Below are 21,134 nucleotides of genomic sequence, written 5' to 3'. Positions count from 1 at the left end.
GGAGAACGTCTTGCGCTAACCCCTCAGGAACGGGCGAGCGAGGTGAGCAGATCGCAGGCCGCGTCGTAGGACGGCGGAAGCCGGACCGCCGAGATCCGCGGACGGCCGGTGTCGCGTAGCTGCGCGTCCACCGAAAGCCGCTCGTTGAGCGCCCGCCGGAGCGCGACGCCGGACGAGGCGAGCCTCATGTCCTTCGACACCAGCGCACCCGCGACCGACGGTCCGAGCGAGGCGACGCTCTCCCCGCCGTCGAACACCTGCTTCAGCGCGTCCGCCACCAGGATCATCGCGGTCAGCCGTGGCCAGCCCGCGACGGAGCTGAAGTCCATCGAGACCACCAGCAGCGTGTGCGCCTCCGAGACCGGCCGCTCGTCGCGGCGGGCCTGGCGGTACAGCTCACTCAACCGCGTCCTCAGGTACGCGGCGGTGGGCAAGCCGGTGAGCGGTTCGGTGACTTCGGTGTTCACGAGCTGATCGGTCGCGACGTCCGCCCACGCCAACGCCGTCACCCGGAGTAACCGGGACGGGGTGGAGTCGACATCCGGTGCGACGAAACCGTCCACCGCGTCCGGGTCGGCGAGCACCGCGTGCAACGCCGCGAGATCCGCGAGCGTCTCGGCCAGTCCGGCACCCGCCGCGGCGCGTGCCCTGCCCAGTCCCGCGAGCGCGGTCTCCGCCACCTCGGCGGTGACCGCCCGGCCGTTCTTGATCACCGCCGCGCAGACGGCGTCGACCTCGGGGAGGCCCCAGTCACTGGGGAAACGCCAGCCCGAGGCCAGGCTGGCGGTCCGCCAGCGAGCCCGCAGGGCGCGGAGAGAGCGATCTCGTTCGAACCGGTTCCAGGCGGCTTGCCCGTCGGTTCCCCCGGACGGCGCACCGGTCGCCGGTACGTCCACAGGCCACCGCCCCTTCCGTCCTGATCTTTTCGATCTTGCGATCGCTTCACGGTGGGGACGCCGGTGCGGGGCGGGCGTGACGGCGTTTTCCAAGGATCTTTCCGAACTCTTCGGTAACCCGCCGAGGGTGAAGCTGTTGCGCCCTCCGGGTCATCGGCGGGACCGCGAGGTGACGTACGTCGCCCGGTCCGTCACACTGGGCCTGTTCGGGCGTCAAGACGAGTAGAACCCGCCCAACCAGCAGCTGAAGGAGTCCCGTGTCCATCGTTCCCGCCGATCTCTCCGGTAAGAGTGACGCCGAGCTGATCGCCGAGGTGCGTGACGGGAAGATCGCGTCTTACGGAACGCTTTACGAACGTCACGCCGGCGCGGCGCACAATCTCGCCCGCCAGCTCGCCCGGTCGAGTTCGGAAGCCGACGACCTCGTTTCGGAAGCCTTCGCGAAGGTCCTGGACACGCTGCGTGGCGGCAAAGGCCCCGAAACGGCGTTCCGCGCGTACCTGCTGACAGCGCTGCGGCACACCGCCTACGACAAGACGCGCAAGGAAAAGCGCGTCGACCTGAACGAGGACATGTCCGACGTCGGCGGTGCCGTCGGCGAAGCGCTGACGGTCCCCTTCTCCGACACCGCCGTCGCCGGGCTCGAGCGCACGCTCGCCGCGAAGGCGTTCGCCCGGCTGCCCGAACGGTGGCAGGCGGTGCTGTGGCACACCGAGATCGAGGGACAGAGCCCCGCCGAGGTCGCGCCGCTGCTGGGGCTGACCGCGAACGGCGTCTCCGCACTGGCCTACCGGGCCCGTGAAGGCCTCCGGCAGGCGTATCTGCAGGTCCACCTGGCCGAGAACGCCGGTGAACGCTGCCGCGCGAGCGCGGACAAGCTCGGCGCGTGGACCCGCGACGGCCTGTCCAAACGAGAACGGGCCCAGGTGGAGAACCACCTGGACGAATGCGAGAAATGCCGCGCGCTGGCCGCGGAACTGGCCGATATCAACGGCGGTCTGCGCGGGATCATCGCGCCGATCGTGCTCGGTGGCGCGGCGCTCGGCTACCTGGCCACCGCCGGGGCGGGCAAGGCGGGCGCGGTCACCGCGGCCGCGACGGCCGCCGCCGCGGGTTCGACTTCGGGCGGGGCGGCGGGCGCCGCCGCTGCCGGACCGCGCCAGTTCGCCGGAGTGGCCGGATCGAGTGCGGCCATCATCGCCGCCGTCGCGGTGGCACTCGCCGCCGGTGGCGGAACCCAGGAGATCCCCGCGGCGGCGTCCGTCCCCCCGCCCGCCGCGGCACCCGCGCAGCAGCCTCCGCCCGCACAGCAACCGCCGCCCGCGCAACAACCGCCGGCTCAGCAACCGCCGCCCGCGCAGCAACCGCCTGCCCAGCAGCCGCCGCCCGCGCCGCAACCGCCGCCGTCGTCGCCGGCGATCCCGTCACCGCCGGAAATGACCGCGTCGGGCCCGGCCGATGGTGTCCAGCTCAAGCCCGGCGAAGAAGCCAACCTGCCGATAACCGTGCGCAACGACGGTGGTTCCAAGTCCGAACCCGTGGCGGTCTCGCTGACCCTGCCGCAAGGGGTGAAAGCCGTTCCCGCCGCCGGCGGCGGCGCGGTGGGCGTGAGCGGCTTCCGGCAACAGGCGCCCGCCACGATCGCGGTGAGCTGCCCGGGAGGCACCGGCACGGTGACCTGCCGGACCGGTACCGGTCTCGAACCGGGACAGTCCGCGGTGCTGACCTTCCGGCTGCTGGCCGACGCCACGGCCAAGGACGGCAGCGTGGTGAAGGGGTCGGTGACGGCGGGCGCGCAGATCCAGGTGAAGATCGAGGTGCAGGTCAAGGTGCCACCGGCGCCGAAGCCGCCGGAACCGCCGGACGACGTCGTCCTGCGGGCCGAGAGCGACGGGCTGTCGGCGTTCCCCTGGAACCGGAACCCGCTGGTGCTGGTCCGCGTGAAGAACACGGGCAAGTCGACGAAGCCGGTGACGATCACCCTCGACCACCCGGTGCTCACTTCATGGAGCGTGTACGGCATCCCGTGCCGGCCGACCGGCGAAGGCGCGTCGTGCACTTCGCGCGGCTCGCTGACTCCGGGGCGTCAGGTCAGCCTGTGGGTCCGTTTGAAGGGCCGTCCGGCGGACAACCTCCCAGTGACGGTGAACGCCACCCTCGGTGTCGCGAAGGCGAAGCCGGTGGAGGTCTACTTCGGCTGCTGGCACCACTGGTGTGACGACTCGGCGCTGCTTCCGCCGACCACTCCGCCTTCGCTGCCGTCGGTCACTTCGAAACCTCCGGCGACGTCGGAGACGACGAAGCCAGGGCGACCTGGATGGCCTGCTCCGTCGAAGAAGCCTTCGCCGTCCGCGACACCTTCGGAACCGGCGAAACAGGAGCCTGCTCCGCCGCCCACGACCACGAGCGCGCCGCCGCGGCCGGGTAAGTCGAAGCCGACCGTGGAGCCCGAGGGGATCGTCGGGGGTCTCTTTTAGTAGCGTGCCCTCATGCTGGCGAAACATCGGGAACTGCTGCGTTTCGCCATGGTCGGGGGTGCGAGTTTCGTCATCACGATGACGATCACCTACGGGCTGAAGTTCACCGTGCTGACCGACAAACCGGTGACCGCGCTGATCATCGGTGTCCTGGTGGCGACCATTTTCTCCTACGTGGCGAATCGCGAATGGTCCTTTCGCACCCGGGGCGGGCGTGAGCGGGCACACGAGGCCGCGCTCTTCTTCCTGCTCAGCGCGATCGCGCTCGGGCTCAACGCGCTTCCGCAGCTGGTTTCGCGGTACGTGCTCGGACTGGAGCAGCCGCACGTCGGGTTGCTGACCCAGGAGATCGCGGACTTCGTCAGCGGCGTGGTCATCGGGACGCTGCTCGGCACGGCGTTCCGCTGGTGGTCGTTCAAGAAGTGGGTGTTCCCGGAAGCCGACGCGCGGCCGCGGCTGCTGCGAGGCGGCGGGCGGCACACTCCGGACGAGCCGGCCGACAAGGCGGCCTGACCTGCGGAGTGATAGCAAAGGTCCCTTGCTCCCCCGCTGCCCGAAGAATCGCCCAAAGCGTCATATAACGCTCCGGCTATGCCCCTACCAGCCCGTTCGATGGCCCGCGCGAATTAGACTGGCCGGGTGACCGTGGTCGAATCCGTCCTTTCCCGGACGCCGGAGCCGTTCCGATCCGTGCTGATCAAGCACCGTGAACTGCTGAAGTTCGGGATCGTCGGCGGCACGACGTTCCTCGTCGACAACGGCGTCTGGTACCTGCTGAAGCTCAGCGTGCTGGAGTCGAAGCCGACCACCGCGAAGGCGATCGCGATCATCGTCGCGACCATCGTTTCGTACATCCTCAACCGCGAATGGTCCTTCCGGACCCGCGGCGGCCGCGAGCGGCATCACGAGGCGGCGCTCTTCTTCGTGATAAGCGGGATCGCCGTGGTGGTCAACCTGATCCCGCTGTACACGTCCCGGTACATCTTCGATCTCGAAGTACCGCACGTGACGCGGTTCGTCCAGGAGTTCGCGGACTTCACGAGTGGGTCGATCATCGGCATGCTCCTGGCGATGTTCTTCCGCTTCTGGGGTTTCAAGAAGTGGGTCTTCCCGGATGAGCTGGGCAAACGCCGTCGTGACAGCGACGAGCCGGACGAAGACGTCATCCCGCTCCCTTAAGTACTTGTCAAACGACATGTGATTGTTTAAGGTCATCCATGTCAACGTTCCTTCACTGCTGACGCCGGCCGGGTTCGTACGGTCGAGCGGGACGAATTCGAGGTGATCGCCAAGCGCGAAGAGGACCGCATCCGGTTCGGATGACGGTTGAGCCTTTTCCCGTCTTGGCGGGGATCCAGGGGCTGCTTTCGAAAGCAGCGCTCTGCGTCCCTCGCGTTCCCTCGTTTCTCCCAGTGAATGGATCTCTTTCTTGAGCACCGCTCTCGGCGCGCCTCCGCGCGCCCACCACACCCTTGCCCTCGTCGGGCTCTTCGCCGCCGTGTTCCTGGCGATGCTCGACGCCCAGGTCGTCGCGACCGCCCTGCCGCGCATGGTCGGTGAACTCGGCGGCGCCGCGTCGTTCGCCTGGGTCACCACCGCCTACCTGCTGGCCGGCAGCGTCAGCGCGCCCGTCTACGGGAAACTCGGCGACCTCTTCGGCCGTAAACGCGTCGTTCTCGCCGCGATCGCACTGTTCGTCCTCGGCTCCCTCGCCTGCGCGCTCGCGCCGACGATGCCGCTGCTGATCGCCGGCCGCGTCCTGCAAGGCATCGGCTCCGGCGGCCTGTTCGTCACGGTCGCCGCGATCATCGGCGAACTGTTCCCCGGTCGCGAAGGCGCCCGCTATTTCGCCTGGTTCTCGCTCTGTTTCGCCGGGTCTTCGCTGGCGGGCCCGGTCGTCGGCGGGGTGCTGACCGACCTCGCGGGCTGGCGGTCGATCTTCCTGGTCAACGTGCCGATCGGGCTGGTCGCCCTCGTCGCCGTCGCGCGCTTTCTCCGGCTCGAACGACGCCGGACGACCGCACCGTTCGACTTCGCCGGGATCGTCGCCCTGTCCGGCGCGATCGTCGGCCTGACCCTGGCGACACCGCTGTCCGCGTCGATCGGCGCCGTACTGCTCGTCGCCTTCCTGGTCATCGAGCGCCGAGCGGCCGAACCGGTCATCCCGCTCCGGCTGTTCCGCGCCAGGATGTTCAGCCTGAGCGTGCTCGCCAGTGCCGCGGCCGGGTTCGTCTTCCTGGGTTCGGTCAACTACCTGGCGCTCTTCCTGCAGACCGCGGGTGGCGCCGGACCCGCGGAAGCCGGGCTCCTGCTGCTGCCGATGACGCTCGCGGTCGCCGCGTCGTCGATGGTCGCCGGCCGGATCATCGCCAAGACCGGCGCCTACCGCTGGGCGCCGATCCTCAGCATGACACTCGGCCTCGCCGCCGCCCTCGCGATGTCCACAATGGACGAGTCGACGCCGTTGCCGCTCGTCGTCTCCTACCTCGTCGTGTTCGGCTCCGCCGCCGGACTCAACATGCAGGTGCTCTCCATGGCCGCACAGCAGAACGTCCCCCGTACCGACCTCGGCGCCGTTTCGGCGACCGTCGGCTTCCTGCGTTCTCTCGGCACCACGGCCGGGCTGACCGTTTTCGGCGCGGTGTTCACGACCGCTTTCGGCACCGACAGTCCCGCCGGGTACGCCTCCGCGCTCAACGGCGTGTTCTGGGTGATGGTCCCCGCCCTCGCGATCGGCCTCGCCGCCGCCCTTTTCCTGCCGCGCGTCCCGCTGCGGCGCCACCACTGAGGAGTTTTCGATGATTCTCGTTCTCGGTTCCACCGGCAAAATCGGCCGCGAACTCGTTCCCATGCTGCTGGACAAGGGCGCTCGCGTACGCGCGCTGACCCGTGATCCCGCTCGTGCCCGCCTCGATCCGCGTGCCGAAGTCGCCGCCGGCGATCTCGACGCCTTCGATCCCGCGCTGCTCGACGGCGTCGATCGCGTCTTCATCCTCACTTCCGGGCACGGCTCGGACGGCCTCGCCCAGGAACGCGCGGTGGTCAAGGCGGCCACCGGCGTCGACCGGCTCGTCAAGCTCTCCACCACCGGTGTCCATTTCGGACAGACGGACCCGATCTCCTCGGTGCACGCCGCCGCCGAGGAAGCCGTGCGCGAGGCGGGGCCGGACTGGACGATCCTGCGTCCCGGCACCTTCATGGACAACCGGTTCGCCTGGCTGCACGCCGTACGCGGCGACGGCGTCATCCGGGTCCCCGAAGGCGATCCGGCGTCCGCGCTGGTGCACGTCCGCGACATCGCCGAAGTCGCCGCGACCGTGCTGACCACCGACGGGCACGCGGGCAAGACGTATCCGATCACCGGCGGCGAGGCCCTCACGACGCGGCGGCAGGTCGAGATCCTGGGCGACGTCCTCGGACGGCGGCTGACCTACGTCGAAGAGCCCGAAGCCGACGCCCGCGCCCGGATGCTCGGGTACGGCTGGCCCGCTCCGACGATCGAGGGACTCTTCGAGCTCAAACGGCAGTCCGCCGGGAACGAGGAGATCGTGTTCGGCACCGTCCGCGAACTCCTCGGCCGGGCGCCGCTGACGTTCGCCGACTGGGCTCGCGAGCACGCCGCCGCCTTCGCCTGACCTGCGGAAAGAGAGCAAGGGACCTTTGCTCCCGTTAGTTAGTGTGCTAACGAACGCGAGCAAAGGTCCCTTGCTCCCCCGCCTCGGCCGAAAGGGTTAATGACTTGGGCGGAACGCCGCGATAGGCGACACTCATCGGGCGTTTGATTCTCGCCGGTCCGCTGTCCGGACCACGCGTTGTCCGCGACCGGCCCTCTCGTTAGCGTGCCGCGTCGGGGAGACAGGGGGAGAGCCGGATGAACGAACGCCTTCGCGTGCTCGTGGTCGACGACCATCCATTGTTCCGATTCGGGGTGTGCACACTGCTCGCCAACGAACCACAGATCGACGTGGTCGGCGAGGCCGCGAGCGGGGCACACGCGATCAGCGCGGCCAGTGCCCTCGCGCCGGACGTCGTGGTCATGGACCTGCACCTGCCCGACCTCAGCGGCGCCGAAGCGACCCGGCACATCGTGGCCGAGCAGCCCGACATCGGCGTCCTCATGTTGACGATGGCGGACGAAAGCGAATCCGTTTTCTCCGCGATGCGAGCCGGAGCCCGCGGATATCTGCTGAAAGACGCCGAACCCGACGAAATCATCCGCGCCGTTCACGCGGTCGCAAGGCGCGAAGCGATCTTCGGGCCGGATATCGCGACGCGAGTCCTCGGCTTCTTCAACCACTCCCAGCCGAGCGCGGACACGGTGTTCCCGGAACTGACCGTCCGCGAACGAGAGGTCCTCTCGCTCATCGCCGGTGGCCACAGCAACACCGCCATCGCCAGCACCCTGTGCCTCAGCCCGAAAACCGTGCGGAACCACATTTCCAACGTGTTCAGCAAACTCCACGTCACGGACCGCGCCGAAGCGATCGTGCGCGCCCGCGAAGCCGGCCTGGGCCGCTGAGCCGTTGAATCGCTGAGCCGGGCTTTGAAATGCGGCCCGCCCAGCGCCCGGAGCGCGGCCATCCGTGACCGACTGTCCACAAGGGACACTTCACGAGACAAATGTGCCCGATTTGGGCAAGTTGCACGGTTTCGCGAGGGAGTCGTGAGTGGCGATGAGGGTTCTAACCCGAATCGCCACTCACGACCCCCCGCTGACATCCACAACCAGGCCCGCCCCACCTCGACTCATCCTTGTTCAACAGCCAGGAACAAGTCGCCTGACCTGCAAGATCTCGACCTGCCGCGACCCTGACTATCAAGGTAGGGACGGAGGCCTTCACGGGCTTTCGCGAGCCGAAGACCTCCCTCCCCCGGGCAACCCCGATAAGGGCGGCTTTTCGGGCAATGTCGGGACCGGAGTCCCATGCGCCCGGGACACCTCACCCGGCAGGGTGAGTGGTGCGAGGGGTGGGGCCCTCGCACCGCTCGAGGGGAATGGGAATCACATGTTCGAACCGAACAGGACACCGGTGGTCGTCCGCGCCACCGATCCGATCCTGCACAACGGCGTCTGCATGACGCTGCGCTCCCGTGACGACGTCTGGCTGGTGGACGGGGAGACCGCCGACCCGAGCATGGTGGCCCTCCTGGTCACCGACCGCCTCGACGAGGCGATGACGCAACTGCTGTCCGCGCTGCACCACCAGGGGTTCACCCGCATCGTGCTCATCGCGGGTGAAGTCGACGACAACGAGATCCTCGGCGCCATCGAGCACGGTGTCTGCGCGGTCGCCCGCCGCTCGGAAGCCGGCGCCGACATGCTGGTCCGGCTGATCAAGGCGGCCGCCGCCGGGGAAGGCGCGCTTCCGCCCGACCTGCTCGGCAGGCTCCTGCACCGGGTCTCCCGGCTGCAACGTCAGGTGCTGCAGCCGCGCGGCCTGCACTTCGGCGGCATGAGCAACCGGGAGACCGAGGTGCTCAAGCTGGTCGCGTCGGGGTTCTCGACGCAGGAGATCGCGGACCAGCTCTGCTACTCGCAGCGCACGGTGAAGAGCATCCTGCACGACGTGACCAACCGGTTCCAGCTCCGGAACCGTTCGCACGCGGTGGCTTACGCACTGCGTGAGGGATTGATCTGACGCCGTGATCACCCAGGTCGACGAGGCCTTGTGCCTGCTCATCGCACCTCATCTGCCGGAGGGGACGGTGGTCCGGCTGGATCCGCCGAAACCCACCTGGCAGACGGAGACGGAGGTATCGAGCGTCGACCTGTTCCTCTTCGCCCTGCACGGCGCCGGTCCCGGAAACGGCGCCGTGCGGGCGAAGCGGTGTGAACTGTCGTATCTGGTCACCGCGCGGGCGGGCAAGGTCCGCCACGAGCACGACCTGCTCGACCGGTCGTTGCTGGTCCTGCTCGAAACCGAGTTCCTGATGGTCGACGCGCGGCCGATGCGGCTGGCGCTCGGGGCAACCGATCCCACCGGACTGTGGGTCAGCCTCGGCCTGCCCGCGCGGGCGGGGTTCGTCGTCACGGTCACGGCGGAGTACCGGGATTGAGCACCGACGCCCGCCGCAGGACCACTCCGCCGATGGAAGCCAGCTGTGCTCCGAAGAACTCGCACCATTCGGCGGCGGTCGCGGGCGGGCCGCACTCACCGGCCCGGCGCGCCCAGCCGGCCCGGACTTCGAGGCGGTAGCCGAGCATCCCGGTCAAGGTCAGCCCGTTCCGGCTGGCGCCGACCCCGCACGTGCCGCGGTAGATCCAGCGGTCCGTCGGCTGGAACACGGCCGTCTCCTGGACGAACCGGTGTCCCGCCGTTCCGGTCACGGTCGCGACCTGGGTGTCGATTCCGCTGACGAACAGCCCCTTCGAGAGCAGGTCCAGGGCTTCGGCCTCCACCCGCTCCACCACACCGGGCGGACGGCGGCAGGCGTACAGGTCGCCGTCGAAGGACAACCGCACGGAGACCGTCACTTTGCCGATCTCCACGGTCGCCGCGGCCACCGGATTCACCGGTGGGCGGTAGCGGAACGCCGTCGCATGCACTCCCCGACGTTAAGTCGGCGCGCCTCCACGGCATTGCCCGATCGGGAGGTCCTTCGGGTGGTCTTACCGAGGGACCCGCTCAGCGGGCCAACGCACTTCGGCCACATCGCCGGGGCGGGGGACTTTCAGGAAGAGGCTGAACACCACGGGCTGTTTGCTCGACAGTTCCAGCCGCCCGCCGTCGGCCTCGACCAGCGCACGGGCGAGGGCGAGGCCGACCCCGGTCGAGCCGCCGCCGGAGAACCCGCGTTCGAAGATGTGCGGAGCCAGCTCGTCGGGCACCCCGGAGCCGGTGTCGGCGACCTCGATCACCACCGTGCCGTCCGTGTCACCGCGGCGGGCGGCGAGCGTGACCGTTCCCGCCCCGTGGCGCAGGGCGTTGTCCAGCAGGACACCGACGACCTCACGCAACCGGCCAGGAGTGGCCCTGGCCCTCAGCCCGTCGGTGACGCGAAGCCGCAGATGCCTGCCTTCGGCGCGAAGCAACTGTCGCCATTCCTCGGAAACCTCGGGCAGCACTTCCGGCAGATTCACCGGTTCCGCGCCGACCTCGCTGGCGGCACGCGCCGCCGCCAGCAGTTCGTCGAGTGCGTCGGCCAGCCTGTCGGCCTGTTCCTGCGCCGCCTTCGCCTCGTCGACGACGTCCTGATCGGGATGGACGGTGAGCGGTTCGAGCCGCAGCTGCAACGCGGTCAACCGGCTCCGCAGCTGGTGGGAGACGTCGCCGACGAGCTGGCGTTCTCGCTGGACGAGCTGCGCCAGCGCCGAGCCGGACGCGTCGAGGGCTTCGGCGACCATGTCGAGTTCGCCGACGCCGTAGCGTTTCGGATCCGGCCGGAAATCGCCGCCACCGAGTTTGACCGCGCGATCGGCGACATGCCTCAGCGGTTTCGCGAGCCGTCGTGCCGTCACGGTCGCGACCACCGTCCCGGTGCCCACCGACAAGACGACCAGCAGCACCACGAGCAGGGTCACCTGGGTCTGCCGGGTGCGCATCGGCCCGGCGGGCACGGACAGCTCGACCTCGCCGTGCAGCGCGATCGGCACCTTTTCGGAAACCACGTCGCCACCGGGGTCGGAGCCGTAGCGCTTCTCGATCTGCCCCTCCGCGCGGACGGTCAGCAGTCCGCCCTGCGGGACGGCCACCCGGACCTGGTCGAGGTCGATCGGCTGGCCGTTGGCGATCTCGTTGTCGAGGGTGGCCGCGATCCCGCGCGCCGCGGACGCGAGGTTCTCCCGGTTGAGGTTCTCGACCAGCTGCCAGGCGGTGATTCCGAGCGGGATGCCCAGCACCGCCGCGGTCACCGCGACGGCGAGCAGGATCGCCAGGAGAATGCGGCGGCGCATGCTATTCCGCGTTGAAGCGGAAGCCGACGCCGCGGACGGTGGCGATCCGCCGTTCGCCGTCACCGTTCCCGCCGGGCTTGCCCATCCGTCCGGCCGCCTCGTCCGCGGCGATCGCGAGTTTCCGCCGGAGCCACGACATGTGCATGTCGAGCGTCTTCGACGTCTTCGATTCGAGGTCGTTCCACACCTCGGCGAGGATCTCGTCGCGGCTGACGACCTGACCGGCCCGGCTCATCAGGACCCGCAGCAGCTCGAACTCCTTGTTCGCCAGCTGCACCTCGTGCAGGTCCACGGTGACCATCCGGGCACCGAGGTCCATCCGCACTCCCCCGGCTTCGAGCACCTCGGGTGCCCGGCGCCGGAGCAGCGCCCGGATGCGGGCCAGCAGTTCGGCGAGACGGAACGGCTTCGCGACGTAGTCGTCGGCGCCGGCGTCGAGCCCGACCACGAAGTCGACCTCGTCCGTGCGCGCGGTGAGCATCAGCACCGGCACTTCGGTGCCGCTGGCGCGCAGGCGGCGGCACACCTCGAGACCGTCCATCCCCGGCAGGCCGAGATCGAGCACCAGAAGATCGACCCTGTCGCTCTCGGTCGCGTCGAGGGCGGCGGGCCCGTCACCGACGACACGCACGTCGTATCCCTCCCGCTGGAGTGCGCGGGAAAGCGGATCGGCGATGGCCGGGTCGTCCTCGGCGAGTAGCACCATGCTCACCTGGTCAACTCTACGGCTGCCCGGCGTGAAAGCATCGTGACCGTGCCCGGCTACGAGAATGATCTGGAACTCGCCACCCGGCTGGCCGACGCCGCCGACGCCATCACGACCGACCGGTTCCGCGCGCTGGACCTGGCCGTGGAACGCAAACCCGACCGCACACCGGTCACCGACGCGGACACGGCCGTCGAAGACGCCATCCGCGCGATCCTCGCCACAGAACGTCCGGACGACACCGTTCTCGGTGAAGAACGCGGCGGTTCGGCCGCGACCGGCCGGGCCTGGGTGCTCGATCCGATCGACGGGACCAAGAACTTCCTGCGCGGCGTCCCGGTCTGGGCGACGCTGATCGCGCTGGTCGAAGACGGCATGCCGGTGGTGGGCCTGATCAGCGCGCCGTTGCTCGGCCGTCGCTGGTGGGCGGCCACCGGGGACGGCGCCTGGATGCGCGACTCCGGCGGCGAACGGCGCCTGTCGGTGTCGAAGGTGGCCTCGCTCGAAGACGCCTATCTGTCCACAACGGACTTGAACTCGTGGGTCGAGTACCACTCACGGGAGAAGTACCTCGACCTCGTCGACGCTTGCTGGGAAAGCCGCGCTTTCGGCGACTTCTGGCACCACTGCCTGGTCGCCGAGGGCGCGCTCGACGTCACCGCGGAATGCATCGTGAACCCGTGGGACGTCGCCGCCGCCCAGGTGCTGATCACCGAGGCGGGCGGGCGGTTCACCGACCTCTCCGGCGAGGCGCGCTACGACAACGGCTCGGCCCTGTCGACGAACGGCCTGCTCCACGACGAAGTACTCGCCATCCTGAAACGCTGATGTCGCGTGAAGGCCCCCTTCCCTCGGCTGAGCCGAGGGAAGGGGGCCTTCACGCGCTTCGAGGTCAGTGCGCGCCGGGCAGCAGGCCGACCGCGCCGCGCGCGACCTGCGACCAGGCCAGGCGGCCGAAAAGGTAGTGACAGGCGACCTGTTCGGTGGTGAAGCGCGCCCAGTCGTACCGGTCGCCTTGCTCGCGCCAGAAGACTTCCCAGGCGGGCTCGGCGCCCTCTTCCTCGACACGCATGAGACACCAGGCGTTGTCCGTCTCCGCGCCGACCGAGACCACTTCGGGCGGCACGCCCAACGCGGCCAGCCACCGCAGGATCGTCCCCGTGTTCACCGAACCTCCCCCGTGACGTCCGCCAGGAAGCCCAGCGTGACGAGTTCATCCGCGCCCAGTACCGCGCGAAAGCGCACCCCGCCGCCGGGCTGGCCGAACCATTCGGCGTTCACCGATCGCCAGACCGGCAACGGCCGGACGACACGGTAACGCCGATAGGCGGCGACCCGGTCGGGCGGCAACGAGCGCATCGAATACAAGGTCGCGTCCTCGGCGAACACCCGGCCGTGCTGATCCCCGAACCGGTCGATGTGGGTACCGACCTCGAGCATCACCGGGGTCGGCTGGTCGATACCGCCCTCCGGGAAGAGTTCGCCGGGAGGCCACGAGTACCCGGTTTCGTCGGTGAACCGGCGCGCCCAGTCCTCTGGGGACTCTCCGCCCCACGGGTCGTGGCCCCTCGTCAACGCCGGTGGCGGTACGGCGGCCGGAGTCGTCGGCGAACGCCGGAAACCGCCGCTGACATGCGTCAACGCGTCCAGATCGTCCAGCACTCCCGCTTCCGGGTGATCCAGCGGACCGGAGCCGCCCTCGGGCAGCGGCAGCTGGCGCGCGGGTTTGGCCATCGCGACCGGGAGATGCCCGATGGGGAACATATGCACCAGGAACAGCGCGATCACGCTCTCCCGTTCGGTCCGCAAGGCACCCATCGGCGGCGGAGCGGGGGGCAACGGCGGCGCGGGCGGCGGGAACGGCACCCGCAACGGCGCGACGGCGGGTGGCCACGGCGAAGGCGCGTACGGAGCCCGTAGGCCCTGCGGCGGCGTCGGCGCGTCGGCGCCTTCGTACTGCACAGGCAACCGGATCGGGCCAGTTCCGGCCTCGCTCGGATCGGTCACCGCACCTCCCCCAAGGAATCGATCCCACCGGTCAAGGGGGAGGCAGCGGACAGGACGCGTCAAGACCTTATCGCCGACCGGCGTTCTCGTCGGCGGATACCCGGAAGCGCGTCGAGGGCGGCTTCCGGCCTCATCCCGCGAGCGCGTTGACCACCCGGGACGGACTCGGCCTGCCCAGCTGCCCGGCCATCCACTTGCTCGTCGACACCAGCGCGTCGAGATCGACACCGGTTTCGACGCCGAGGCCGTCGAGCATCCACACCAGATCCTCGGTCGCGAGGTTTCCGGTGGCCGATTCGGCGTACGGGCAGCCACCCAGCCCACCGGCGGACGAGTCCACAGTGGATACCCCGCAGCGGAGGGCGGCCAGCGTGTTCGCGAGCGCCTGCCCGTAGGTGTCGTGGAAATGCACGGCGAGGGCGGTGACGTCGGAGAACTGCCCGATCAGCGCCTCGACCTGACCCGCGGTGGCGACGCCGATGGTGTCCCCGAGCGAAAGCTGCGAACACCCGAGGTCCAGCAGGCGTTTGCCGACGCCGGCGACCTGCGTGGCCGGGACGGCGCCCTCCCACGGGTCGCCGAAGCACATCGACACGTAGCCGCGCACATCGAGACCTTCGGCTCGTGCCCGGCTGACGACCGGCTCGAACATCGCGAACTGCTCGTCCACCGTCGAATTGAGGTTCTTCTTGGCGAAGGTCTCGGTGGCGCTGGCGAAGATCGCGATATGCGAGACACCGGCCTCCAGTGCCCGGTCCAGTCCGCGCTCGTTCGGGACGAGCACCGGGTAGCGGACCCCTTCGCGGCGGTCGAGCCCCGACAGGAGCTGCTCGGCGTCGGCCAGCTGCGGCACCCATTTCGGGCTCACGAAACTGGTCGCTTCGAGCGTGGTCAGCCCGGCGTCGGCGAGCCGGTCCAGGAACTCGATCTTCACTTCGACCGGGACGATCGACTTCTCGTTCTGCAGGCCGTCACGGGGGCCGACCTCCCAGATCGTCACCCGCTCCGGCAACGCCGCGGCGGACGGGACGCGATCGGGCAGCCCCAGCTCTCGCGTGCCCATCAACGCCGCCGGTTTCCGCGCGGCGGACGCCCCTGCGGTGGCAAGGGTTCGGTCTGTTGCGGGGCGCCCGGCGCGTAGTCGTCGTACGGGTTGTCGTTGACTTCGCGGTAGATGACCGTGTGCACCCGCTCGACCTTGGGGATGTCGTCGAATTTCAGCGGTTCGTCCGACGCGGACTCGATCACCAGCGTGCCGCAGCCGAACACGCGGTCCAGCAGCCCGTGCTCGAACTGGACGCTGTTGATCCGCGACAGCGGGATGTCGATCCCGGTCCGCTTGAGCACGCCCTCGCGGGCGATCAGCCGGTCCGTGGTCACGATGAAGTGCGTCGTGCGCCAGCGGACGAACGGCGCCAGGAACAGCCACACGACGAGACCGAGCCCGACGACGCCGACGGCGATCAGCGAGATCATGTCCCAGGGGGCCGTCGCGTCCTTCGCCATGATGCCCAGCCAGATACCCACGCCGAGCGTGACGATCAGCGCGAGGAAGGGGAAGATCAGCATCTTGAAATGCGGGTGACTGTGCACCACGACGTGCTCGTTTTCGCTGAGCAAATCGTCCGGATAGGCCACGACGGACGCTCCCAAAGTGTGTTCGGCGCTGGTGAGCTCACCGTACCGGCGAACGGTCCCGGCGGAAGAGGAGGCGCCGCAAATCGCCGCGCGCCGCCACCCGCCGGGTCAGGCCCCGGCGGGCCGCACGTGGACGACGTCTCCGGCGAACACCGTGTACCGCTCACCACCGGGAACGTCGACCTGGAGCTGGCCGGCGGGATCGATGTCGGCGGCACGGCCGGTCAGTGCCGAGCCGTCGGGCAGCTGGACCTCGACGTCCTGGCCCAGCGTGGCGCAATGCCGCCGGTAGTCGGTGAGCAGGCCCGCCTCGGCCAGCGACCCACCGGCGAGCCGCCAGCGGTGTTCGAGTTCGTCGAATCGGGTGAGCAGCCGAGTGGCGATTTCGGTGCGATCGGTCTCGTTCGCGCCCTGCTCGGACAGCGACGTCGCCGGGAGACCGCCGGGCCCGGCCGGGACGTTCTCGCCCAGCGGCAGCACGTTCAGGCCGATGCCGAGGACCACGGTGGTCTCGTCACCGGAGACGGCCTCGGCCAGGATGCCCGCGCATTTGGCGCGGTCCGGACCGGCCAGGACGTCGTTCGGCCACTTGAGGACGGCGTCGACGCCCAGGCTCGCGGCGACCTCCCGCACCGCGAGTCCCGCGACCACGGAAAGTGAACCCAGATTGGCGAACGGAACCTCGCGCGGACGCAGCAGGACACTGACGTAGAGGCCGGATCCCTTCGGCGAGGACCAGTGCCGGGCGCGGCGGCCGACACCGGCCGTCTGCTCTTCGGCGATCAGCACGGTGCGGTCCTCAGCCCCCTTCGCGGCGGCTTCCCGCAGGTCGGCGTTGGTGGACCCGGTGCTCGCCACGACCTGGATCGCGGCGTACCGGCCGGACAGCGCGGCACTCAGACGCTCGGCGTCGAGCGCTCCCGTCTCACTCATTTGTCCAGAATATGAGAGTCCCCCTAACGTGCAAGGCGTTCGCTCGTTACGCAGAGGTGGTCTCCAATAGCCTGGACGGCGTGACTGAGCCCGAGCCCGCCGAAAGCGCGCCCGAAACCAGCCCGAAGAACAAGTCGTGGGCGCACGGTGTGGCGATGCGCAGCCTGGTCGCCCTCCCCCTGGTCGCGGGGCTCGCGACGGCGGGCTGGCTGCTCGCGGGCGGCAACGACCCGGCGCCCGCCGACGGGACCCAGCCGGTCCCCGTCCCGGCCGCCAACCAGGACCCGGCCACCGTCGGCGGCGGCGCGGGTCCCTCCGTCCTCGAAGTCAGCGCGCCGGTCAAGGCGCAGGAGACGCCGAAGGGCGCCCGACCGCTCGAAGAGTGGGCCACCAAGCTCGCCGGACCGCTCGACATCCCGGCGAAGTCGCTGATGGGGTACGCGAACGGCGAGCTGGCGTTGCGCGCCGAGCAGCCGAACTGTCACCTTTCCTGGGTCACCCTGGCGGGGGTCGGCGCGGCGAGTTCGAACCACGGGCGCGGCGGCGACAACCCCATGGGCCTGTCGGCACAGCAGTGGAAGAAGCACGGGGCGTCGATCCCCGGGATCGCGAAACCCGCGCTCGGCGACCCCGACTCCGCGTCGGTCGCAGCCGGTCGCGCGCTGTGCGCTTCCGGAGCCGATCTCGGTGGCGGCAGCGGCTGGTGGAAGGCGATCGCCGGCTATCAGGGTGGCAAAGGCACCGAGACCGAGCTGTTCCGCCAGCGCGTCCTGGGCAACGCTCAGCTGTACGCGACCCTTTCGCTCGACCCGGCGCGTGCCGCCAGCCCCGCGGTGAAGGCGACCCGGTTCGCCCTCGGCCAACTGGGCCTCCCGTACGTGTGGGGCGGCAACGGGCCGGAAGCGGGCGCGGCGGGCTTCGACTGCTCCGGGCTGACGAAGGCGTCCTACGACGAAGCCGGCGTCGGGCTGCCGCGGACCGCGGACAGCCAGTTCCGGGCGCTGCCGCAGGTGCCCGCCGGTCAGGAGCCGAAACTCGGCGATCTCGTGTTCTACGGGAATCCGGCCACGCGGATCCATCACGTCGGGCTCTACCTCGGGAACGGCCTGATGATCAACGCGCCCACCGAAGGCCAGGCGATCCAAATCCACACGTATCACTCGAAGGGCGACGACTACACCGGTGCCGGACGCCCGGCGGCTTAGGGCTTCGCTGCGCTGGGTCGTGAGCGGCGATTCGGGTTCTGGCCAAGGGTGTCTTAGGTACCTACGGCGGTCGCGGACGACCATCACGAGCCTCAGTAGCACCACCCGCCGCAACGGCTGCGCATGCAGGCCCCCTTCACGCGCAACTGGCGTGACTGCTGATGCTCGCGGGCCGCATGAGGCGATCACAAAGTCCGTGAAGGCCTCCTTCCCTACCCTGAAGGTAGTGAAGGCCCCCTTCCCTCGGCTCAGCCGAGGAAACTCGACCTTCACACCTTCCCCAGCACATGAAGGCCCCCTTCCCCGCGCCTAGCGCAAGGAAGGAGGCCATCATGCACCTCACGCCAGCAAGGCCACTGGGTCGGGTGGGTCGTGGTGGTGGGGTGGGGTGGTTATGACAAGCAGCCCAGAGCCCACCAACCTCAGCCCCCAATCCCCCCCCCAAAACACCCCCCCCCCCCCACCACCCCCCCCGCGGGGTCGGGGGCTGCCGCGCAATTACGCTATACCCCCCAAACCCCAACCCACGACCACCTGGACCGACCCGGTACCGGTCATGCTCCGCTTACTGCGCGCGAGGTCCCGAAGGCCGTACAGCGCGAACAAGGGTTTGAGCGGCCAGGCCTCCCCGAGCCGGTAATCGGCGGCGCGAACCAGACGTTCGGCGAGATCGGGACGTAGGTGACGCAGGTAGAGGCGTGCCTTCTGCCCGTGCAGGGGATTCGACACGATCTTGATCTGGTCCACGTTTTCGAGCAAAGGAATCACGTTTTCGACGTTCTGCCAGGTGCTTCGCGACTGGTCTTCCAACCGCACCTGCCCGGTGAAGCCACATTCGGCCACCGCGTAATTCGCCAGCAGAGCCGCTTCGGACACCGACGCGGCGCCGCTCCCGCCGGAGCAGACCAGCGTCGAGCCGTCCATCGTGGGATCGATGGACCGCAGTGCCGCTCGGACCCGCCAGCGGTTCAGCGCGTTGGCGCGGTCGCCGCGGGTGTTCCGGTACCCGAGTACGACGACAGCCTCCGTACGAGCAGGCAGGCGTTCGTGCGCCAGAGCCCGGCTGGCCCGCCAGTGCACGAACTCACCCCACGCGGTCAAGCAGAAAAGGCCGAGAGCCACCGCCGTCTTCCGTTTCATGACGCGCGATCTTTCCGGTGACCGGCCAGCCATTCGAGCGCGGCCTCCCCGTGGCGCAGGACCGAGATGTGACCGTCCTCGGGAAAACTGCGCAGCTCGGCCGTGGCGCACTGCCGAGCGAGCCACTCCCCGTGCGCGAACGGGGCGATCCGGTCCGCGCCACCGTGCAGGAGCAGAACCGGCGCTTCGACGTCGGACGGCTGGAATCCCCATGGCGCGACGTACGCGAGATCGTCGTCGATCAGCCCACCCGGGCCGCCCTCGACAGCGGGACCGACGACCTGGAGGAACCAGGCCCAATCGCCCTTCAAAGCCGCGTGATCCGACGCGGTGAACATCTCGGCGTCGTACTCGGCCGACGCCTCGTATCGCGACTTTTCCGCTCGTCCGGCCAAGGCGGCCGTCAGCGACCCGGCTCCCGCCGCCCCCATGCCCGCGAACCAGTCCAGCCCCTCGACGCCGTACGGCGCCATACTCGCGACACCGACCACCGCCGAGACCCGGTCCGGCAGCAGCGCCGCGCACGCGAGCGCGTGCGGACCACCGCCGGAGTGCCCGAAGACCGCGAAGCTCTCGATCTCCAGGACGTCGGCGACCTTCGCGACATCCGACGCCGCCGACGCGACATCTCGACCGGGCCGAGGCGCCGAACCACCGTAGCCGGGCCGGTCGTGGGAGACCCACCTCAGCCCGAGCTTCTCGGCTGCCGCGAGCAGCGGCACGGGTGGAGCACCGATGTTGGGGGTTCCGTGGTGCCAGAAGACCGCCGAGCCTGTGCCGCCGGTGTCGTACGCGTGCAGGGTGGTCCCGTCCCCCAGGTCCACGTCGAACTCGTTCACCATATGCCGACCGTACTGACGCGAACCGCGTGCCGCTGGTGCGCCGAACCGCGGTCGGGCACCCTTGACCTTGCCCGCTTCTCCGAGCACCAGGAGCCGTATGTCGCGCTTTCACGAGATCAAGCACCGGGTGGCCACGACCTTCCAGCGGCACGTGGGCAACCCGCTTCTCCGACGGCTGCCGAACCAGCCGGTCCTCGAGACCACCGGCCGCAAATCCGGGGTGCCCCGGCAGACACCGATCGGCGGGCGCCGGGTGGGCCGCGAGTTCTGGATCGTCTCGGAATTCGGCGAGAAGTCGCAGTACGTCCGCAACATCCAAGCCGATCCGCGGGTCCGGCTCCGGCTCAAAGGCCAGTGGCACACCGGCACGGCGCACCTGCTCCCGGACGACGACCCGCGCGCCCGGCTGAAGGCTCTGCCCAAGCTCAACAGCGCCGCCGTGCAGGCGATCGGCACCCAGCTCCTCACCATTCGGGTCGATCTCGACGACTGACCGGAACCGGGCAGCCGGATTTCATCTTTGCCTTGACGCCAAGGGCAAGGTTTACGCTCGGAACCATGCGGATCGGCGAACTCGCCGCGCGTACCGGAACCACCACCCGCGCGCTGCGTTTCTATGAGTCACAGGGGCTTCTCGACGCACGGCGCGCGTCGAACGGCTACCGGGAGTACGACGAAGACGACTACCGCCTGGTCAACGAGATCCTGACCCTGCAAGCGGTCGGGCTGAGCCTCGAAGACACCAGGCCGTTCGTCGAGTGTCTGCGCGCCGGTCACGAAACCGGCGACTCGTGCGCCGATTCGATCGAGGTCTACCAACGCAAACTCGCCGAGGTGGACGCCTGCCTGGCCAGGCTGAACGACGTCCGGGACAGCCTGCTGGCCAAATTGGCGGGCGCGTTGAAAACACCGCCGGGGCCGTGCGTCGTCATGCCCGAGAACAAGGAGTCCTGAAATGTCGTCCCTGTCCGTCGTCACCGATGAAACCTTCCAAGAACTCGTCCTGGACCAGGACAAGCCCGTCCTGGTGGACTTCTGGGCGCAGTGGTGCCCGCCTTGCCACATGATCGCGCCGGTACTCGCCGAGATCGCCGACGAGCGCGCCGACGTGCTGCTCATCCGCAAGCTCAACTCCGACGAAAACCCGCTGACGGCAAGGAATTACCAGGTGATGTCCCTGCCGACGCTGATTCTCTTCCGCGACGGCGGTCCGGTGTGGACGACCGTCGGCGCTCGGCCGAAGGCTCGACTGCTGAGCGATCTGGACGCCGTTCTGCAGACGACCCGCGTCTGACCGAAGCGGCTGTGCGCGTGAAGGCCCCCTTCCCTCGGCTGAGCCGAGGGAAGGGGGCCTTCACGCGACTTCCCGGTCCGTAAATGTGTTGCGCGCGGGCCC

Annotated in this window: 24 protein-coding genes; 13 read left to right on the top strand and 11 right to left on the bottom strand. The window is 69.3% G+C overall.

The window, feature by feature from the left end; all coding sequences use genetic code 11:
* Positions 1-23 precede the first annotated feature (23 nt).
* Positions 24-896: a GGDEF domain-containing protein gene (locus ACZ5ZX_RS39005; RefSeq protein WP_465507022.1), complete on the bottom strand. Its 873-nt coding sequence runs from the start codon at positions 894-896 to the stop codon at positions 24-26.
* A 257-nt stretch (positions 897-1,153) separates the two neighbouring features.
* Here ACZ5ZX_RS39005 and ACZ5ZX_RS39000 point away from each other — a divergent pair, with 257 nt between their 5' ends.
* From ACZ5ZX_RS39000 to ACZ5ZX_RS38965, 8 genes are all read left to right on the top strand, one after another.
* Entirely contained in the window at positions 1,154-3,373 is a 2,220-nt protein-coding gene (locus ACZ5ZX_RS39000; RefSeq protein WP_465507021.1) for a sigma-70 family RNA polymerase sigma factor, read from the top strand.
* 12 nt (positions 3,374-3,385) lie between these two features.
* Positions 3,386-3,886, top strand: coding sequence for a GtrA family protein (locus ACZ5ZX_RS38995; RefSeq protein WP_465507020.1), 501 nt, complete (start codon positions 3,386-3,388; stop codon positions 3,884-3,886).
* A gap of 126 nt (positions 3,887-4,012) precedes the next feature.
* The gene (locus ACZ5ZX_RS38990) at positions 4,013-4,552 is read left to right on the top strand and encodes a GtrA family protein (RefSeq protein ID WP_465507019.1); all 540 of its coding nucleotides are present in this window, start codon (positions 4,013-4,015) and stop codon (positions 4,550-4,552) included.
* Positions 4,553-4,802: 250 nt separating this feature from the next.
* Positions 4,803-6,161 carry an MFS transporter gene (locus ACZ5ZX_RS38985; protein WP_465507018.1) on the top strand — a complete coding sequence of 453 codons (1,359 nt, stop codon included), beginning with the start codon at positions 4,803-4,805 and terminating at the stop codon, positions 6,159-6,161.
* A gap of 10 nt (positions 6,162-6,171) precedes the next feature.
* Positions 6,172-7,008 (top strand): NAD(P)H-binding protein, encoded by an 837-nt coding sequence (locus ACZ5ZX_RS38980; RefSeq protein ID WP_465507017.1) that lies wholly within the window; start codon positions 6,172-6,174, stop codon positions 7,006-7,008.
* A 236-nt stretch (positions 7,009-7,244) separates the two neighbouring features.
* The gene (locus ACZ5ZX_RS38975) at positions 7,245-7,892 is read left to right on the top strand and encodes a response regulator (protein WP_465507016.1); all 648 of its coding nucleotides are present in this window, start codon (positions 7,245-7,247) and stop codon (positions 7,890-7,892) included.
* 487 nt (positions 7,893-8,379) lie between these two features.
* On the top strand, positions 8,380-9,012 hold the full coding sequence (locus ACZ5ZX_RS38970; RefSeq protein WP_465507015.1) for a helix-turn-helix transcriptional regulator: 633 nt from the start codon (positions 8,380-8,382) through the stop codon (positions 9,010-9,012).
* A gap of 4 nt (positions 9,013-9,016) precedes the next feature.
* Complete coding sequence (locus ACZ5ZX_RS38965; protein ID WP_465507014.1) at positions 9,017-9,430, top strand: hypothetical protein; 414 nt, start codon at positions 9,017-9,019, stop codon at positions 9,428-9,430.
* On the opposite strand, the gene ACZ5ZX_RS38960 is transcribed toward ACZ5ZX_RS38965, so the two are convergent.
* The 3 genes from ACZ5ZX_RS38960 to ACZ5ZX_RS38950 all read right to left on the bottom strand — a co-directional run bounded on the left by ACZ5ZX_RS38960 (position 9,408) and on the right by ACZ5ZX_RS38950 (position 11,973).
* Positions 9,408-9,920, bottom strand: a complete 513-nt coding sequence (locus tag ACZ5ZX_RS38960) for a hypothetical protein (protein WP_465507013.1) — start codon at positions 9,918-9,920, stop codon at positions 9,408-9,410. The genes ACZ5ZX_RS38965 and ACZ5ZX_RS38960 overlap by 23 nt on opposite strands.
* 63 nt (positions 9,921-9,983) lie before the next feature.
* A complete protein-coding gene (locus ACZ5ZX_RS38955) occupies positions 9,984-11,267 on the bottom strand; it encodes an ATP-binding protein (RefSeq protein ID WP_465507012.1) in 1,284 nt (427 codons plus the stop codon).
* A 1-nt stretch (position 11,268) separates the two neighbouring features.
* Complete coding sequence (locus ACZ5ZX_RS38950; protein WP_465507053.1) at positions 11,269-11,973, bottom strand: response regulator transcription factor; 705 nt, start codon at positions 11,971-11,973, stop codon at positions 11,269-11,271.
* Between the two features lie 42 nt (positions 11,974-12,015).
* Here ACZ5ZX_RS38950 and hisN point away from each other — a divergent pair, with 42 nt between their 5' ends.
* Positions 12,016-12,801 carry a histidinol-phosphatase gene (hisN, locus tag ACZ5ZX_RS38945; RefSeq protein ID WP_465507011.1) on the top strand — a complete coding sequence of 262 codons (786 nt, stop codon included), beginning with the start codon at positions 12,016-12,018 and terminating at the stop codon, positions 12,799-12,801.
* Positions 12,802-12,865: 64 nt separating this feature from the next.
* Here hisN and ACZ5ZX_RS38940 read toward each other — a convergent pair whose 3' ends face one another.
* From ACZ5ZX_RS38940 to ACZ5ZX_RS38920, 5 genes are all read right to left on the bottom strand, one after another.
* Positions 12,866-13,141, bottom strand: coding sequence for a hypothetical protein (locus tag ACZ5ZX_RS38940; protein WP_465507010.1), 276 nt, complete (start codon positions 13,139-13,141; stop codon positions 12,866-12,868).
* A complete protein-coding gene (locus ACZ5ZX_RS38935) occupies positions 13,138-13,980 on the bottom strand; it encodes a TNT domain-containing protein (protein WP_465507009.1) in 843 nt (280 codons plus the stop codon). The genes ACZ5ZX_RS38940 and ACZ5ZX_RS38935 overlap by 4 nt, the downstream gene beginning before the upstream one ends.
* A gap of 130 nt (positions 13,981-14,110) precedes the next feature.
* Positions 14,111-15,043, bottom strand: a complete 933-nt coding sequence (locus ACZ5ZX_RS38930) for a hydroxymethylglutaryl-CoA lyase (protein ID WP_465507008.1) — start codon at positions 15,041-15,043, stop codon at positions 14,111-14,113.
* Positions 15,043-15,618, bottom strand: a complete 576-nt coding sequence (locus ACZ5ZX_RS38925; RefSeq protein ID WP_465507007.1) for a PH domain-containing protein — start codon at positions 15,616-15,618, stop codon at positions 15,043-15,045. The genes ACZ5ZX_RS38930 and ACZ5ZX_RS38925 overlap by 1 nt, the downstream gene beginning before the upstream one ends.
* A 108-nt stretch (positions 15,619-15,726) precedes the next feature.
* Positions 15,727-16,551, bottom strand: a complete 825-nt coding sequence (locus ACZ5ZX_RS38920; RefSeq protein WP_465507006.1) for a biotin--[acetyl-CoA-carboxylase] ligase — start codon at positions 16,549-16,551, stop codon at positions 15,727-15,729.
* An 80-nt stretch (positions 16,552-16,631) separates the two neighbouring features.
* On the opposite strand from ACZ5ZX_RS38920, the gene ACZ5ZX_RS38915 reads away from it, so the two are divergent.
* The gene (locus tag ACZ5ZX_RS38915; RefSeq protein ID WP_465507005.1) at positions 16,632-17,756 is read left to right on the top strand and encodes a C40 family peptidase; all 1,125 of its coding nucleotides are present in this window, start codon (positions 16,632-16,634) and stop codon (positions 17,754-17,756) included.
* A 498-nt stretch (positions 17,757-18,254) separates the two neighbouring features.
* Here the strand turns inward: ACZ5ZX_RS38915 and ACZ5ZX_RS38910 are convergent, their stop codons facing one another.
* On the bottom strand, positions 18,255-18,896 hold the full coding sequence (locus tag ACZ5ZX_RS38910) for a YdcF family protein (protein ID WP_465507004.1): 642 nt from the start codon (positions 18,894-18,896) through the stop codon (positions 18,255-18,257).
* Positions 18,893-19,738, bottom strand: coding sequence for an alpha/beta fold hydrolase (locus tag ACZ5ZX_RS38905; RefSeq protein ID WP_465507003.1), 846 nt, complete (start codon positions 19,736-19,738; stop codon positions 18,893-18,895). The genes ACZ5ZX_RS38910 and ACZ5ZX_RS38905 overlap by 4 nt, the downstream gene beginning before the upstream one ends.
* Positions 19,739-19,835: 97 nt before the next feature.
* Between ACZ5ZX_RS38905 and ACZ5ZX_RS38900 the strand changes: the two genes are divergently transcribed.
* From ACZ5ZX_RS38900 to trxA, 3 genes are all read left to right on the top strand, one after another.
* Positions 19,836-20,231 carry a nitroreductase/quinone reductase family protein gene (locus tag ACZ5ZX_RS38900; RefSeq protein WP_465507002.1) on the top strand — a complete coding sequence of 132 codons (396 nt, stop codon included), beginning with the start codon at positions 19,836-19,838 and terminating at the stop codon, positions 20,229-20,231.
* A gap of 65 nt (positions 20,232-20,296) precedes the next feature.
* On the top strand, positions 20,297-20,692 hold the full coding sequence (locus ACZ5ZX_RS38895; protein ID WP_465463370.1) for a MerR family transcriptional regulator: 396 nt from the start codon (positions 20,297-20,299) through the stop codon (positions 20,690-20,692).
* A 1-nt stretch (position 20,693) separates the two neighbouring features.
* Positions 20,694-21,032 carry a thioredoxin gene (gene trxA, locus ACZ5ZX_RS38890; RefSeq protein ID WP_465507001.1) on the top strand — a complete coding sequence of 113 codons (339 nt, stop codon included), beginning with the start codon at positions 20,694-20,696 and terminating at the stop codon, positions 21,030-21,032.
* The last annotated feature ends 102 nt before the right edge of the window (positions 21,033-21,134 follow it).

This window comes from Amycolatopsis sp. NPDC033938 (assembly GCF_055575975.1).
The sequence above is the reverse complement of the archived record's forward strand: the minus strand, read 5'-3'. Positions and strand labels throughout refer to the sequence as shown.